Source organism: Anaeromassilibacillus sp. SJQ-5 (genome assembly GCF_054108045.1).
Genome location: NZ_JBPJWQ010000001.1, coordinates 680,682 through 696,893, shown reverse-complemented (window position 1 = coordinate 696,893; position 16,212 = coordinate 680,682). Strand labels below are relative to the sequence as shown.

The following is a 16,212-nucleotide window of genomic DNA, read 5'->3' as shown; positions in this document are numbered from 1 at the left end:
GTCTCAAAATGCGGGACCTCGTTCCGGCCCCTCAGCCCGCGTCGGCCGGCGCGTCCTCGCGCGCGTCCATGGCGGCCAGCAGGCTGCGGATGCGGATTTTCACCGCGCCCAGGTTATTGATTTCGTCGATCTTCAGCTGGGTATAGAGCTTGCCGCCCCGCTCCAGGATGGCGCGCACCTCGTCGGTGGTGATGGCGTCAATGCCGCACCCGAAGCTCACCAGCTGCACCAGCTGCATATCCGGCTGGGTGGTGACGTATTCGGCGGCGGCGTACAGCCGGCTGTGGTAGGTCCACTGGTTGAGCACCTGCACCGGCTTCTTCTGGCCCAGGTGGGCCACCGCGTCCTCGGTCACCACCACCAGGCCGAAGGAGGCGATCAGGCCGTCGATGCCGTGATTGATTTCCGGGTCGATGTGGTAAGGCCGGCCGGACAGCACAATGATCCGCTTGCCGTTCTGTCTGGCGTAGGCGACCATTTCCTCGCCCTTCTGGCGGATGGCCTGCATGTACGCGTCATGGGCGGCGTAGGCCGCCTTGGCCGCTTTTTTGATTTCCGCGGCCGGGAGATGCAGCTCCTGCCCAAAGTATTCCGCCGCCTTTTTGGCGAAGTCCTTCGGCCGGTGAATGCCGAAATACGGGGTCATATACCGGATTTCGGACAGCTGCGCCACGTTGGCCGCCAGCAGCTCGGGATAATAGGCCACCACCGGGCAGTTATAATGGTTGTCGCCCCGCTCCTCGTCGAAATTGTAGGGCAGGCAGGGGTAGAAGATGGCGTCCACCCCCATTTCCAGCAGCTTTTCCACATGCCCGTGCATCAGCTTGGCCGGATAGCACACCGTGTCCGACGGGATGGTGTGCTGCCCGCAGGCGTACAGCTCCCGGTTGGACTCGGGAGACAGCACCACCTCATAGCCCAGAGTGGTGAAAAACGCGTGCCAGAAGGGCAGGTTTTCATACAGGTTGAGCCCCAGGGGGATGCCGATGCGCCCCCGCCGGTTCTCCCCGCCCTGCAGGGAGCGGATGTAATCGTATTTCCATTTATACAGGTTGGGAACGTCCTTCTGCTTGCCTTTGCCCAGCGGGCGCTCGCACCGGTTGCCCGAAATGAACCGCCGGTTGCCGCCGAAGGAGTTGATGGTCAGCTGGCAGTGGTTGCCGCACAGGCCGCACTGGCTGGATTTCGCCGTATGGACAAAATCCTTCAGCTCCTCCGGCGTGAGGACGCCGGAACGCTCCCCTTCCAGCCGGCCGGCCGCCGCCGCGTCCCGGGCGGCCAGGGCCGCGCCGTACGCGCCCATGATGCCCGCGATGGTGGGCCGCACGACCTCGGCGCCCAGCTCCAGCTCGAAGCTGCGCAGCACCGCGTCGTTGAGGAAGGTGCCGCCCTGCACCACGATGTGCTGCCCCAGCTCGGCCGGGTCGGCGGCGCGGATGACCTTGTAAATCGCGTTTTTGACGATGCTGATGGACAGGCCGGCGGAGATGTCGTCCACCCCCGCGCCCTCCTTCTGGGCCTGCTTGACCGAGGAGTTCATGAACACCGTGCAGCGAGAGCCGAGATCCACCGGCTTTTCCGCCCGCAGCCCCAGCTTCGAGAAGGTCGCGATGTCATAGCCCAGCGCCTTGGCAAAGGTCTCAATGAAGGAGCCGCATCCAGAGGAGCAGGCCTCGTTGAGCAGGATGCTGTCGATGGCGCCGCCCCGCACCTTGAAGCATTTCATGTCCTGCCCGCCGATGTCGATGATGAAATCCACCTGCGGGCTGAAATGCCGGGCCGCCCGGTAATGGGCCACCGTCTCCACCAGCCCCAGGTCGATGTGAAACGCGTTTTTCACCAGCTCCTCGCCGTAGCCGGTGGCCGCGCTGCCCCGGATGACCACCCGGTCGCCGAAGCGGCGGTAGATTTCCTTCAGCTGCTCCAGCACCACTTGGACGGGATTGCCCTGGTTGGAGGCGTAATAGGTGTACAGCAGCCCGCCGTCCGGGGAGACCAGCGCCACCTTGGTGGTGGTGGATCCGGCGTCCACGCCGAGATAGGCGTCCCCCGTGTAGCCGTCCGCGTCCATGGGGGGCGGGCAAGCCGCCGCGTGCCGGGCGGCAAAGGCCTCGTACTCCTCGTCGGAGGCGAAGAGGGGAGGCATGGTGTTGGTGGTGTTCTTCTGGGCCGAGGCGTCCTGGATGCGGGCCATCAGCTCCTCGAAGCGCACCGGCTCGGTGTTCTCCGCGTAGCAGGCCGCGCCCACCGCCACGAACACGTCGGCGTTGTCGGGGAACACGGCGTGCTCCTCGTCCAGCTTCAGGGTGTCCACAAACCGCTCCCGCAGGCCCTTCAGGAAGAAGAGCGGACCGCCCAGGAACAGCACCTTGCCCTTGATTTCCCGCCCCTGCGCCAGGCCGGCCACCGTCTGGTTGACCACCGCTTGGAAAATGCTGGCCGCGATGTCGGCCTTCTGCGCGCCCTGGTTGAGCAGGGGCTGTATATCCGATTTGGCAAACACGCCGCAGCGGGACGCGATGGCATACAGCTTCTCATGCTGGAGGCTGAGCGCGTCCAGCTCGTCGGCGGTGATGTTCAGCAGGGTGGCCATCTGGTCGATGAAGGCCCCGGTGCCCCCGGCGCAGGAGCCGTTCATCCGCTCCTCCAGCCCGCCGGTCAGGAAAATGATTTTGGCGTCCTCGCCGCCCAGCTCCACCACCACGTCGGTGTCGGGGATGAAGCGCTCCACCGCCCCCGCGGTGGCAAAAACCTCCTGAACGAATTCGATGCCGGAGGCATTTGCCACCCCCAGGCCGGCGGAGCCGGTGATCGCCACCTGCACCTCCTGCCCGCCCAGGGTATCGGTCAGCCGCTCCAGCATCTCGGCGGTCTTCTCCCGCACCTTGGACATGTGGCGTTCGTAGGTTTTGAATATGGTCCGGTCGCTGTCGTCCAGCACCACCACCTTGACGGTGGTGGAGCCGATGTCGATTCCTATACGCAAAACATGTGCCTCCTGTTATGAAAGGCCGGCAGCCCGGCCAAAAAATCGAGAATCTCCCTCCGCCGAACCCCGGCCCGGCGGACGATTCCCTTTATTATAGCATTTCGGACGAAAAAGAGCAAGGGAAAGACTTGGGGAAGCGCCTCCAATTACCCGCCCGCGTTATCGTCTTTCCACTTTTTATAACAGACCAGCGCCAGCAGGAGATAGTCTTCTTTTTCCAGGGCTTTCCTCGCCATGTCTTTTACGGCTCGATCCGTCAGCTTTTCCCCCCGTGCGAATTGGTCGGCCATGCTTTTGTTTTCAAGCACCCAGCAGACGGCCCGCTGTGCTTTTTCAGGCAGTCTGCTGAATTCCTGTTCCAGGTAGCCGCATTCCGGCCCGTTCTCGTTCATAAAGCTCATCTTCCTTTCTTTTTCTTGTGCACCTCCTTGGTTTTACCACAGATCATGAATTGCCATTGGAATGTATACATTCCAATGGCAATAATTAAGAAAAAATTAAAAATTAACTATACTCTTTTGGATCGCAGCAGCGCTTTAAGGCTTGCCGCCCCTTGACAAAACCCGCGTGTTATACTATCATACAAATAGATGGTGGCACTACCGAAAGGCGGTTGTCCCCTCGTGCGACTAGAAGTAAGCCGAAGCGTTGGGGAACGGGCGGCTTACTTCTTTTTTATGGCGGAAATAATCACGCCGATAATGCCGATTACCACAAGGCAGAACTGAAACAGCTCTGGATATGTAACCATCAGCATCCCCTCCTTTCACAGGAGGGAAAAAGAAGCGTTCTCCCTCCCAGAGAATGGGAGGAGACAACCGCCTTGAAACCGCGCGCGGCTTCTCTGCCGCCGGTAGTGCCACCGGGAAAAGTATACCACTCTCTGTTGGATTGTCAATAGAGGACGTCGTTGCCTAAAGGCGGTTGTTCCCCTCGTGGCGCAGCCAAAGCGTCCCTATCTTATATCCTAATATTATGGGGCCCAGTTCACCCTGGCCTTGAGCGTGTTTTTTCCTTGGTAACCGTCGCCTCCGGCTTTTTGCCGGAGGTTTTTTCATTTTCGTCGATCCCCGGAAAATGGGCGATTTACTTTCCGGCCCGCGCGTGGTTGAATACGATGGGAGACTGTGTCTCTCGACTGGTATCACCACATGCTGAAAGGACTGTAGCCTCATGCGGCAACCCATCCGGCGCTATTTTCCCGCTCTGATCGCCCTGCTGCTTGTACCCGCGCTGTCTGCCTGCTCTCGCCCGACCGCGCCCGGCGAAAGCGGCGCCGCCTCGTCCGCCCCTCAGACATCGCCTCTCGCCGCCCGTCCGGCCTATACCACCGCCGTGCCTGAGAACGCGGAAATCTTCCGGCCCGAGGATTACGGCGCGAAGGGCGACGGATCCACCGACGACGGCCCCGCCGTTTCCCGGGCCGTGGAGGCCGCCATGGCCAGCGCGAAGCCCGAAAAGGTGCTCCTGTTCCGGAAGGACGCCACCTACCGGCTGGCCTCCGCCCCGGAGGAAAACAGCCTAAAGCGGGTGTTCAGCCTCATCGGCGGCGAGAACCTCCGCATCCTGGGGGATCACACCCGTCTGCTGATGAAAGCCCCCTACCGCGTCGCCTACTTCAAGCAGTGCCGGAACGTGGAGTTTTCCGGCTTTATCATCGACTATTCCCCGAAGCCCTTCGTCCTGGGCACCGTCGCCGCCATCGACCCGGATAAACGCTATATCGATTTCACCACCCGGGACGATTTGAACTTCACCGGCAAGGTGGAACCGCCTCAGCCCTATTACGCCTTCCGCAACCGGACGGACGAGCGGCTGCACTACTTCATCTCCTCCATGGAGCAGCTGGGAACCGGCTCCTACCGCCTGTATATGACGGACGCGTCCCGGGTGGCCGCGGCGCAGGTGGGGGAGGAATTCATCCTCCCCGTCTATCAGAACTCCCACAGCATCGGCAGCCTTTTCTCCATCAGCGAAACCGAAAACTTCGAGATGAGCAACGTCTATATCGAAGCCGTGCCCGAATTCGCCTTCGATATCCGCTCCAACCGGGGCTACACCCGCTTCACCAACGTGCGCCTGGAGCCGCCGGAGGGATCCGGCATCCATCTCGTCTCCTGGCGGGACGGCTTCCACGTCAAGGACAACGTCTCCAAGCCCACCTGGGACAGCTGCTACATCGGCCCGCTCGGGGACGACGCTTTCAATCTGTCCACCGTCATCTGCAACGTGACCTCCTATGACGCGGACACCGGCCGGGTGGTCATGACCCCCACCGAGGCCGAGCCGTATCGCAACGGCCTAAATCCTGGGGACGAGCTGGCCATCTACAACATGGCCACCGGCCAGGATTACGGCACGGCAACCATCGCGGAGGTGTATCCCTCCGACACCTCCGTGCAGATCCGCTTGAACCGCGCGGTCCCCGGCCTCGCCCCCGGCTGTCAAATCGCCTTCTACTCCCTCAACAAGGACTACGTGGTGAAAAATTCCTATATCGAGGGCACCGTGCGTGTCCGCTCCTCCGGCACCTTTGAGAACTGCCGGTTCAACGTTTTCTGGGTACGGGTGGAAAACGAAACCTATGTGGAGGGCCCTATCCCCAAGGATATCCTGTTTAAAAACTGCACCTTCACCACCCCCTACGCCGCCGACGCCGAGATTTTCCACGTGGGCACCCAGGTGAAAAAGGATTCCTCCGCCCGGCCGCAGTACACCTGCAAGAACATCGTGCTGGAGGGCTGCCGGTTCCTCAAAGGCAAATGCCAGGCCGACCCGGGAAACGACATCCAAATCCGCTGAAAATCCAAAAAATCCTCCATTTTCCGGAATTGTCGATCGCCGGAAAATGGAGGATTTACTTTTCCGCCGTTTGCCCTAATAATGGAAATAAAGGGAGCGGGAACGCTTTTCCCGCGCTCCTAAAACAGAGAGGTGAATGCAGACGATGAAGCTGAAAAAATGGCGGCGTTGGCTCTCGCGGCGGCGGTCCCCCTGACCGGGCTGTCCCTGGGGATCGCGCCGGCCGGCGCTCTGGCGGAAGGAACCGCCCCTGCCCCAGCGGTCTATCTGAACTTCGACGGCGACACCAAAGATTCCTCGGGCAACGGCCTTGACTTTGCCGCGCAGGGGAGCGGCTCCCTGGAGTATATCACCGGGGTGAGCGGCAAGGCCCTGAAATTCACCGGAAAATCCTACCTCAAAGCTTCCAGGGCTCTGTCCTTCGGCACCGGCGATTATTCCTTCTCCTTCTGGATCCAGGATTTCGGCACCCCGCAGTTCACCTATGTCATGGGGAACCAGGACTACGGCGTCGGCGAGAAATACCGGGGCACCGGCCTGATGTACGCCAGCGCGGATCACCTGTATCTGGCCATGGGCGACGGATCCTCCGCCTACGCCAAGACCAACCAATCCCCGACGGAGAAGAACGCGTGGGTTCACGTGGCCTACGTGGTCGACCGGGACGGCGGCATCCAGCTGTATAAAAACGGCGAGCTGCTGGAAACCGCCGCTATACCGGAAAACAAGCGCGGGGAAACCGTGGACAGCGACCAGATCTTCCAGATCGGCGCGGGCGGCACGTCGTGGATGGAAAACAACCACTTCGCCCTCGACGAAGTGGCCCTGTATGCCTCCGCCCTGTCCGCCGCCGACGTGAAGGCGGCGTACGAGAAAACCGCCTATCTGGCCCAGGACTATGCCTGCCGCCTGGATTTTGAATCGAACACCGCCGACAGCTCGGACAACGGCTTCGATTTCACCGGCAAGGGCACCGCCCTGACCTATGAAAAGGGCGTCAACGGCGGGACGGCCGCCCGGTTCACCGGCGGCTCCTACCTGCAGGCCTCCAAGACCCTGGCCCTGGGTACGGGGGACTACTCCTTCTCCTTCTGGATCAAGGACGACGGCACCCCCAAATTCACCTACATCCTGGGCAACCAGGACTACGGCATCGGTGAAAAGGCGAAGGGCACCGGCGTGATGTATTCTGGCCTCGACCACATGTACATGGCCCTGGGCGACGGCTCCAGCCCCTACGCCAAAACCAACCAATCCCCCGTGGACGCCGGCAAATGGACGCATATCGTCTACGCGGTGGATAAGGACGGCGGCATCAAACTGTACAAAAACGGCGAACTGCTGGAAACCGCCGCCATCCCCGCCGACAAACAGAGCGCCTCGGCGGACAGCGGCCTGCCCTTCCTGATTGGCGGCGGCAACAACTGGCATGTGGGCGCCAACAACTTCGCCCTCGACGACGTGCGGATTTATCGGCGCGCCCTGGGCGACAAGGAGGCACAAGCCTTGGCTTACCGGGAAAAGGCGGAAAACGCCGGACAAATCTCCTTCGCCGCCTCCGCGCAGACCATCGACGAGCTGCGCGGTTTCGTGGCCGAGCTGCAGTCGGATCTGGACGAGCCGAACTTCGCCGGCGTCACCTGGACGTCCAGCAAGCCGGACATCGCCATGGTGCAGACCTATGAGGCCTATCCGCAGGCCGCCGCCATCCACGGTTTGAAAGCCGGAACCGCCGTCGTCACCGCCACCGATTCCAAGACGGGCAACAAGGCGGAAATCACCGTGACGGTCAAGCCCGTGACGGTCGACGAGAGCAAGCTGCAGGTCTTCTTCGGCGACCTGCACGCCCACACCGGCGTCTCGGACGGGGCGGGCGATCCGGACAACGACGCCTGGTACGAGAGCCGCGGCTTCGACACCTATTGGACGGAGAACCGCCGCTCCACCCCGGCGGACGCCTTCAAGCACGCGGCGGAGAAAGGCAACGCCGATTTTCTGATGATTACCGATCACCATTACGGCCCTCACGGCGGCGGCAAGCTGAGCACCCAGGATTACCTGGACGGCATGGCCGCGGCGGAGAAGTACACCTCCGACGATTTTCTGGCCATGATCGGCTTTGAAGCCAGCGGCTATTTCGGGCATATGAACGTCTTCGGCGGCACCTATGACCAGATGTTCACCTATCCCGCCGGCTCCGCCGACAGCCTGGATAACGTGGTGTTCACCAAAGAGGATCACGGCAACGCCGCCAAGGAAAAGGCCCTGTGGGACGGCATGCAGCAGTTCTACGACGTGCTGGCCGCCAGCCCCACCCTCCTGGCCCAGTGGAACCACCCGAAGGATCTGTGGAACAACGTGTGGGATTTCGACGACTTCGGCCATTACTCCGAGGCGGTCGACAAGGTGCTCAACACCTACGAAATTATCAACTTCCTGTCCATTCAGGACACCAAGGTGGGCCACTTTGAGGAGGGGTACATCAAAGCCCTGGACGCCGGCTGGCACGTATCCCCCACCGGCAACTCCGACATCCATCAGGGCTGCTGGATCACCGGCTATGAAACCCGCACCGCCGTCCTTACCGACGAGCTGACCGAGACGAAAATCTACGACGCCATCCGCAAGCACCGCACCTACGCCACCGACGACAGCAACCTGCTTATCGACTACAAGGTCAACGGCCAGGTGCTGGGCAGCGAGCTGGACGGCGGCACCAACACCTTCCATTTCCAGATTGCCGTCAGCGATCCCGACACCACTGTGGCCAAGGATAAGCTGAAGACCATCGAGATCGTCTCCGACGGAGGCAAAGTGGTGAAAGCCTTCGACGTAAACGGCTACAGCGCAAACATCGACGTCACCCTCACCTCCGCCACCGCCACCTACTTCTATGTGCGGGTCAAGGATTCCGAGGAAAAAATCAAGAACGCCGACTATGTGGCCTACACCGCTCCCATCTGGACGGGCCTGACCCCCAGCGAGGATGCCGCCGACGACGAGGCGAAGGCCGCGGCCGTCAGCGAGAAAATCGACGCCATCGGCACCGTGACACTGGACAGCCGGAACCGCATCGCGCAAGCCCGCGCCGCCTATGACGCGCTGACCGACGCGCAGAAGAAGCTGGTCGGCAACTACGCCGTGCTGACCGCCGCCGAGGCCGCCTATCAGGCGCTGGTGGACGCTTCCGATCCTCAGCCGGATCCCGGCCCGTCCCCCGATTCCTCCGACGCCTCCGAGCCCTCCGGGGCCGGCGGCGACACGCCGGTTATCCCGCCCACCGGCGTGACCCTGGCGGCGGGGGCCGTCGTCCTGCTGGCCTCTTCGGCGGCGGCTGCGGTGGCCGTGCGCAAGCGGAAGAAATAACCCCCTGTAAATCCCTGATAAAAAACGCGTCCCCGGGCATCCTTCACGGATGCCCGGGGATGTTTTTATGCTCCGCCGCTTTCTCCCGCGGTCCTTCTGTGCTATACTGTCCGAAAGGGAGGGAACCGCATGCTGTACACCGCGCTGACCAAAAAAGCCCTGCGCATCGCCTACAACGCCCATCGCGGGCAGGAGGACGAGGCCGGGCTGCCCTATATCCATCACCCGCTCCACCTGGCAGAGCAGATGCCCGACGAGGCCTCCATCACCGTGGCCCTGCTGCACGACGTGGTGGAGAAAACCATGATGACCTTTGCCGATCTGGAACGGGCGGGCTTTCCCGCCGCCATTCTCGAGGCTCTCCGCCTCCTGACGCGGGAGCCCGCCGTCCCTTACCAGAAGTATATCGCCGCCCTGAAGGGCCACCCCATCGCCCGTCTGGTCAAAACCGCCGACCTGCTGCACGACAGCGATCCCGCCCGGTACCCGGTGCTGACCGACCGGATTGTGAATCGTCTGAACACCAACACCCTTGCGCTGCAGCTGCTCGAAGACGACAGCGGATAATCCCCCAGCATAAACGAAGAGGCTGTTGCAAAATTCTTTTTGCACCCCCTCCCATTCGGATAGAGCTTGTAGGGGCGAGCAGTGCTCGCCCGCGAAACGGCCCCACCGCCATGGGATACGGGCGAGCGATGCTCGCCCCTACAAGGCCGTCGCAATCCAGCGTCCCCGTCCAGCCGCTTGTCGACTTTTTTGACAGTCTGAACAAATTGGGGCTGTTGCGAAAAGGGGTAAAATCCCTTTTGCAACAGCCCCTTTTAGAGGATCCGGCTATCAGGATTTTCTTTTGCGCAGCGCCAGCACGGCTCCGGCCGCTCCGGCCAGCACCAGCAGCGCCGCCGCGGGAAACGCACGGCCCGTATCGGGCGCGCCGCCATTGTCGGAGGATTCCTCTTTGCTGCCGGGATCCACGGGACCGAAGCCTTCGGCCGCCTTGTCGTTGCCCAGCAGGACGAAATCGCCCGTCCAGGTGGTTTCCATCTGATAGTAACCGTCGACAGCCTCGCCGGCAATCGGCGTGAACTTGTCGATGTCCATATCGTACGTCATGGCGTAATACGCCGCGCCGGCCACCTGTTCTTTGACCGGGAAGGCCACGATCAGCGGTTTCTCGAAATCGGTGTAGACCTCGCCGCCCACCATGATGCGGATTTCCACCATGCTCAGCGCATTCTGATAATCCTTAACGGCGGGGTTCTGCAGATACGCGGCCAGCGCGTTCTTGACGCCGCTCTCCGACTTATCGATGACGACCAGCTCCGCGCCCTTGGGCAGATCGCCGGTCACCCGGATGCCGGTGGCGGCGTCGGTCAGGGTCTTGTTCTCTTCGATATCCACGGTTTTCTTGTAGGCCTCCACCTTCAAATAGCCCAGCGGCGCCTGCCAGTTGGCGTAATTAAAGGGGTACTCGGCCTCCGGATCGCTTCCCTTGAAGAACAGCTTGATATACCGGGCCTGGGCCGGAATGTTCTCAATGTTGTAGTAAGCGAGATACTGGTTGCCGATGGCTTCGTTTTCCGGATCGCCGGGCACATAATCGTCGCCGATTTTCTCCCGGGTATACTTGATGTCGCTGGCGGTGAAGGGCGTGTATTCGCCGTCCAGGGTCTCCGACCAGGAAATCTCGAACACGCCGGGAACTGCCGATTTGAAAATGCTGGCGTGGATATAGGAGGACACGAACTCCAGAGACTTGAGGCCGTTTTCGAACTCGTAGACCACCGCGGCGTCCACCTCGGTCATCTGCTTGAAGAGAATGCCGCTGGATTTGTCAAATTCCGCGCCGAACTTGTACTTATAGATATTGGCGTTGACCTCCCGCTGCAGGCTGAACACCTGGTTGATATCGATGTCCTCGCGGGGGGTGATGGTTTTGACCGCCTTGGGGAAGGAGCCGTCGTCGAACTTGTCGAGGAAGGTTTCGGTCTTGGCGGTGTTTTCCGCGGGCGGATTGGCCTTCAGCTCGGCCAGCTTCTCCTCCGCCGCTTTCAGCACGTCCAGCTTGGTCACCAGCGCCTTCTGCGTCTCGGTCAGGGCATTATAAGCGTCGCGGCACTCGGTGATGAGGGCTTCCTTATGCAGCATGACATAGCCGATGGAGGCGATCTTGTCGTCCACCGCCTTGGCCGCCCGTTTGTCAACCTCGGTCTGGCTGTTGTAGATCAAATCCTCGATCCGTTTTTCCGCCGCTTCCAGCTCGGCCAGCTTGGTCACCAGCAGCTTCTGCGCGCCAGTCAGCTCCTCATAGGCCGCCCGCACCGCCGCCACAGCCTCTTTGTCGGTCAGCTGGAGTTCATCCACAGCAGGAAGAGACGCGACCAGCGCATCGAACGCCTGGGCCGCCTCCTTGTCCAGCTCTGACTGGGGAGCGGGGGCATAGCCGAGGGAATTGACCTGGATGTACTGATCCTTCTGCGCAAATTCCAGATAAAGGGTCTTGATGGTCACCTTGCCGTCCTGGCCGGCGTGGCTCATCACTTCGCTTACTTCACGCAAATCGATAAGCCCGCTGCCTTTGTTGCCAGTCAGATCCTTGCTGTCCAAAATAACTACCGCGTCCTTGCCGCCACACCACAGTTTAAGCTGGAAGCCGGCGTTGGATTCCATATCATAGGCCAAATAGGGGGTTTCGTTCAGATTGATTTCCTTGGGATCGTCGTACCGCAGCTCCGGATATGTGTAATCAAAACAGACCATTTTCCAGGGATCCTGCGTGATGGTGTAGCCCCACGCCGCTGGATTACCCCACACGTTGAATTTGTCCGCATTGGTAAACGCAGGGGTTTTGATTTCCGATTTGGGGGCGGGAACAAATTCATACGTATTGAACTGAACGAACTGATCCTTCTGGGCAAATTCCACATAGAAGGTGTTGATCGTGACATTGCCGTCCTCATCCGCCGCCTGTATGACCTCGGGAACCGTCCGCAGATCCACCAGGCCGGTTCCTTTGTTGCCGGTCATGTCCTGGCTGTCTACAATCACGTTGACAACCTCTTGGGGGTTGTTGGCCGAGCAAAAAAGCTCCAGCCTGAAGGCCGCGTTGGATTCCACATTATAGGAAATACAGGGGGTCTCATTGAGATTGATAGTTTTGGGATCGTCGTACCGCAGCTGCGGATAACCGTAATCAAAGCAGGTCAGCTTCCAGGGATCCTGCTCGATGGTATAGCCCCAATTTGCCGGATTCCCCCAAACGGTAAACTTACTGTCATCGGTGTAGATAGGGGTGTCGCTGCCTTCCCCTGTCGCCCCGGCCGACAGGGGGGCCGCGATCATGCCGCTGGACAGCAGCAGCGACGCCGCCAGAGCGATGGATAGGATTCTGCTGCGCAATGCTTTCATTCTGTTTCCTCCACTCCATATTTCATACGCATGGGCAATAGCGTTCCTTCGGTTCTGTCTCCATCGTACCCATTTCCCATAAAAAAGTAAATCGTTAATTTTCCTTTGTGTATATCGACCGTTTTCCTGGATCGACAAATCCGGCGACCCGCCTGAAATCAGGCTTTTTCCGGTTCGTGCGCCCCCATGGACGGGGGAGCGTCCATCGCCCGTTTTCCGAAGAAATCCCGCTCGCCCCGGTCCATCAACCGTTTTCCGGCATACGCGCAGGGCGCGTCCGGCCTCAGCCGGCACCCCTGCGGCCCCGGGTCTTCCGGCGCGGCCAGCCCCGGATCCTCACCCGTCCGGTTGGAGGGGAGCACCCGGATGGTTTCCTCCTCCTCCGGCGCCCGGCCGGCGAAAAAGTTGCTCTCGAAAGTCATGACCAGCCCCCGGTTATCCCGAGGGTTCCCCTCCCCGTCCTTGGCGTCCACGAACCGGGAGGCCGCCGGCGCCTTGTCCACGAACAGGTTGTTGGCAAACACCGCGTCGTTGCGGCTCCACAGCAGGGTGGAAATCGTCCCCGCCGGGTAGCCGAAATCGGTGATAAAGGTGTTGTTGTACACCTGCAGCCCCGTCACCTCGATGCCCTTGATGGTCACCAGGCTGTTCCGGTCGTTGCGGCTGATGTTATAGCGCACCACCGTCCCCCGGTTGTAGTGCCCCGTCTCGCCGTCGGTGCAGACCAGCAGGAAGCCCCCCTCGTTATCGTGGCTGTAGTTGTACTGTACCAGCGTGTCGTTGCAGTTGATGTCCACGTCCAGCCCCTGGCCGTCCCCGGCCCCCAGCCGGTTCTCATACAGCTCGTTGAACTGCATGACGCAGCCGTCCGAGTTGTGGGGCCACATGCCCGCGTATTGGGTTAGTTCCCCGTAGGAGGTGTTGTAGACGGTGTTGTATTCCAGCACCGCCCCCTTGGTGGTGCTGATCCACATCCCATCCCCCGGCAGATCGTGGACGCGGCAGCGGCGAATAACCACCCCGGTGCAGGGGGTGAAGGGCAGCGGCTGGATGTCCCAGGAGGCTATCTCCGGCCGTTTGCCGTAGACGGAGTTCAGGATAATCCCGCAGGAGCCGGTGTCGGAAATGTCACAGTCCTCCACCGTCAGCCCGTCGAACCGGCAAGGCGCGGCGGCCGGCTCCACCGTGATAATCAGCCCCGCCGTTCCCCTGCTCAGCCGGCCGTTCACCTGCCGCACCGTCAGCCGCCGCAGCACCGTGTGCCGGAGAACCTCCGTGCGGCACCCTTCGCCCCCGGCGGTCACCGCCAGCCCGGAACAATCGCCGGGCGCGTGGGCCGTGTTGCGCAGCTCCAAATCCGCCAGCTCGATATACGCGCAGTTGCGCAGCCGAAGCGCGGCGGGCGCGCCCCGGCCGTCGATTACCGGCTTCTCCCCCTCGCCATAGGCGCCGATTTGCACCGGCCTGGCCGCCTCTCCGGCGGCGGTCAGGGTAAACCCGCCCTGGTGGCAGGCTCCCGCCCGCAGCCGGACGACGGTGCCCGGCGGCAGAATCCCCCGCGTCAGCGGCTCCAGATCCCGCAGCGCTGTCTCGGGAGACTCCCCCCGGCGGCTGTTGTCGCCGGTCAGGGGATCGATATACACGGTCATAAAAATCGCCACCCTTTCACAGATTTCCTCGTGAAACAGGGGGCCGCCAAGCCAATGGCGGCCCCCCTCTCTATGGTTCGTGTTATCCCTGGTGCGCGCCGATGGACGGCGTGCCCGCGACCTTGCCGCCGAAGAAATCCTTGCCGCCGTTGTTCGCGATCGCCTTGCCCGCGCCCAGGCAGGCCGAGCCGCTCTTCAGCTTATAGCCGCCCGCCGTGCTCCGGCCAATCTTCCCGCTGCCGGGATTGGTCAGGCCGGGATCCACGCCGATCTTGTTGCTGGCGGCCACACGGATGTTCCCCTCCGCCGTGGGCGCCTTGGCGGGGGAACGGCCAAAGAATACGTTGTTCTCGAACGTCATGGTCAGCCCCCCGTTGGACGTGCTGGCCCCGTTGCCGTCCTTGTTGTCCACAAACCGGCCGTAGGAGCCGCTGCCGCCCGCGAAGTTGTTGACAAAGATGTTGTTGGTGAACACCGCGTCGTTTTTCCCCCACAGCAGCGTGTCGATGGTGCCGTTGGAGTATCCCTTGTCGGTGTAAAAGGTGTTGTTGTACACCTTCAGACCGGTCACCTCCCGGCCCTTGATGGTCACCAGGCCGTGAAGATCGTTCTGACTGATGTTGTACCGTACCACCGTGTTCCGGTTGTAGTTGTTGTTGTCGCCGTCGGTGCAGACGAGAACGAACCCGCCCTCGTTGTCGTGGCTGTAGTTGTACTGCACCACCGTGTCGTTGCAGTTGATGTCCACGTCCAGTCCCTGGCCGTCACCGCCGCCCAGCCGGTTGCCGTACACCTCGTTATACTGCATCACGCAGCCGTCCGAGTTGTGGGGCCACATGCCCGCGTAGGCGGTGTTGGTGCCGTCGCCGGTGTTGTAGACGGTGTTGTATTCCAGCACCGCCCCCTTGGTGGTGCTGATCCACATCCCGTCTCCCGGCAGATCTCGGATGATGTTGTTCTTGATGACCACATTGGTGGCAGGGGTAAAGGGCAGCTTCTGCAAATCCCATTTGGTGATTTCCGCCCGTTTGCCGTAGTTGGAATTGATGATGATTCCACAGGCGCCGGTGTCGTAAATCTCGCACCCTTCGATGCGGAAATCGTTGTACCAGCAGGGGTTAAGCGATTCTCCGTTTTCGATATAGATGCCCGCCGAGCCCCGGCCCACCACGGCTTTCATCCCGTGGATGGTCAGGTTGGTCAGGTAAATGTGATTGAGCGCGCCGCCCGCGTGCTTCTTGCCGCCGCTGGTGAACGTAATGCCGCGGACTATATTGCCGCTCGCGCCCTTGCTGGTGATTTCCAGGTTGCGCATCTCCAAATACTGGACGTTGCGCACGTTGATGACCTCGAATTTTCCGCCGCCGTCGATGATCGGCTTGGCGCCCGTGCCGTACATGTCGTACACGATGGGCGCGCCTTCCTTGCCCGAGGCCGTCAGTCCCAACTGCTCTTTAAAATAGCTGCCCGCCTTGAGCAGCACCTTGGAGCCCGGCGTCAAATCGCCGTGCGGCACCCGGCCCAAGCTCTTGAAGGGGGCGTTGGCGGACAGGCCGTTGTTGGTGTCCTTGCCCGCCACCGAATCCACATAATAGGTCACAGGCTTGCCCGCCGGCTCAGTTTTGTCCCCGCCGGGCGTCGGCGTTTTGCTCGAATCCCCGTTCGGCGTCTGTCCGTTGGTGGTGCCGCCGTCGGAACCGCTGGAATTCACCGGCCGCCCGCCGTTCTGGGTGGCATCGCCGGAGGTCGTGTCTCCCGAGGCGTCGCCGGAGGGCTCTCCACCGGAAGCCGTGTCACCGGAGACGTCGCCGGGTACGGAGGCGCTGCTTCCCACATTCCAGTTGATATCGTCCCCGGAGGCATCCGGATCCTTGCGCTGACAGCCCGCCAGGGCCAGGGTCATGAGTAAGGCGCCAGCCGTCAACAGGCTTATCCAGTACCGGCCCCGCGTCGTGTACATATGCGTTCATCCTTTCCTGCTCAGGCATTCCATCCGGC

8 protein-coding genes are annotated in these 16,212 nt (G+C 61.4%); 3 read left to right on the top strand and 5 right to left on the bottom strand.

Annotated elements, in window-relative coordinates; genetic code table 11:
• Positions 1 to 31 precede the first annotated feature (31 nt).
• Together ACSAMM_RS02820 and ACSAMM_RS02815 are read right to left on the bottom strand one after the other, a co-directional pair.
• Entirely contained in the window at positions 32 to 2,986 is a 2,955-nt protein-coding gene (locus ACSAMM_RS02820; protein WP_178722907.1) for an acyl-CoA dehydratase activase-related protein, read from the bottom strand.
• A gap of 149 nt (positions 2,987 to 3,135) precedes the next feature.
• Positions 3,136 to 3,381, bottom strand: a complete 246-nt coding sequence (locus ACSAMM_RS02815; RefSeq protein WP_178722909.1) for a hypothetical protein — start codon at positions 3,379 to 3,381, stop codon at positions 3,136 to 3,138.
• 781 nt (positions 3,382 to 4,162) lie between these two features.
• On the opposite strand from ACSAMM_RS02815, the gene ACSAMM_RS02810 reads away from it, so the two are divergent.
• The 3 genes from ACSAMM_RS02810 to ACSAMM_RS02800 all read left to right on the top strand — a co-directional run bounded on the left by ACSAMM_RS02810 (position 4,163) and on the right by ACSAMM_RS02800 (position 9,724).
• A complete protein-coding gene (locus tag ACSAMM_RS02810; RefSeq protein ID WP_457789603.1) occupies positions 4,163 to 5,791 on the top strand; it encodes a hypothetical protein in 1,629 nt (542 codons plus the stop codon).
• Positions 5,792 to 5,950: 159 nt separating this feature from the next.
• A complete protein-coding gene (locus ACSAMM_RS02805; RefSeq protein ID WP_457789601.1) occupies positions 5,951 to 9,157 on the top strand; it encodes a LamG-like jellyroll fold domain-containing protein in 3,207 nt (1,068 codons plus the stop codon).
• 129 nt (positions 9,158 to 9,286) lie between these two features.
• Entirely contained in the window at positions 9,287 to 9,724 is a 438-nt protein-coding gene (locus ACSAMM_RS02800; protein WP_457789599.1) for an HD domain-containing protein, read from the top strand.
• Between the two features lie 270 nt (positions 9,725 to 9,994).
• On the opposite strand, the gene ACSAMM_RS02795 is transcribed toward ACSAMM_RS02800, so the two are convergent.
• From ACSAMM_RS02795 to ACSAMM_RS02785, 3 genes are all read right to left on the bottom strand, one after another.
• Positions 9,995 to 12,565, bottom strand: a complete 2,571-nt coding sequence (locus ACSAMM_RS02795; RefSeq protein WP_457789597.1) for a coiled-coil domain-containing protein — start codon at positions 12,563 to 12,565, stop codon at positions 9,995 to 9,997.
• A gap of 158 nt (positions 12,566 to 12,723) precedes the next feature.
• On the bottom strand, positions 12,724 to 14,214 hold the full coding sequence (locus ACSAMM_RS02790) for a right-handed parallel beta-helix repeat-containing protein (RefSeq protein WP_457789595.1): 1,491 nt from the start codon (positions 14,212 to 14,214) through the stop codon (positions 12,724 to 12,726).
• 82 nt (positions 14,215 to 14,296) lie between these two features.
• Entirely contained in the window at positions 14,297 to 16,174 is a 1,878-nt protein-coding gene (locus tag ACSAMM_RS02785) for a right-handed parallel beta-helix repeat-containing protein (RefSeq protein WP_457789593.1), read from the bottom strand.
• Between the last annotated feature and the right edge of the window lie 38 nt (positions 16,175 to 16,212).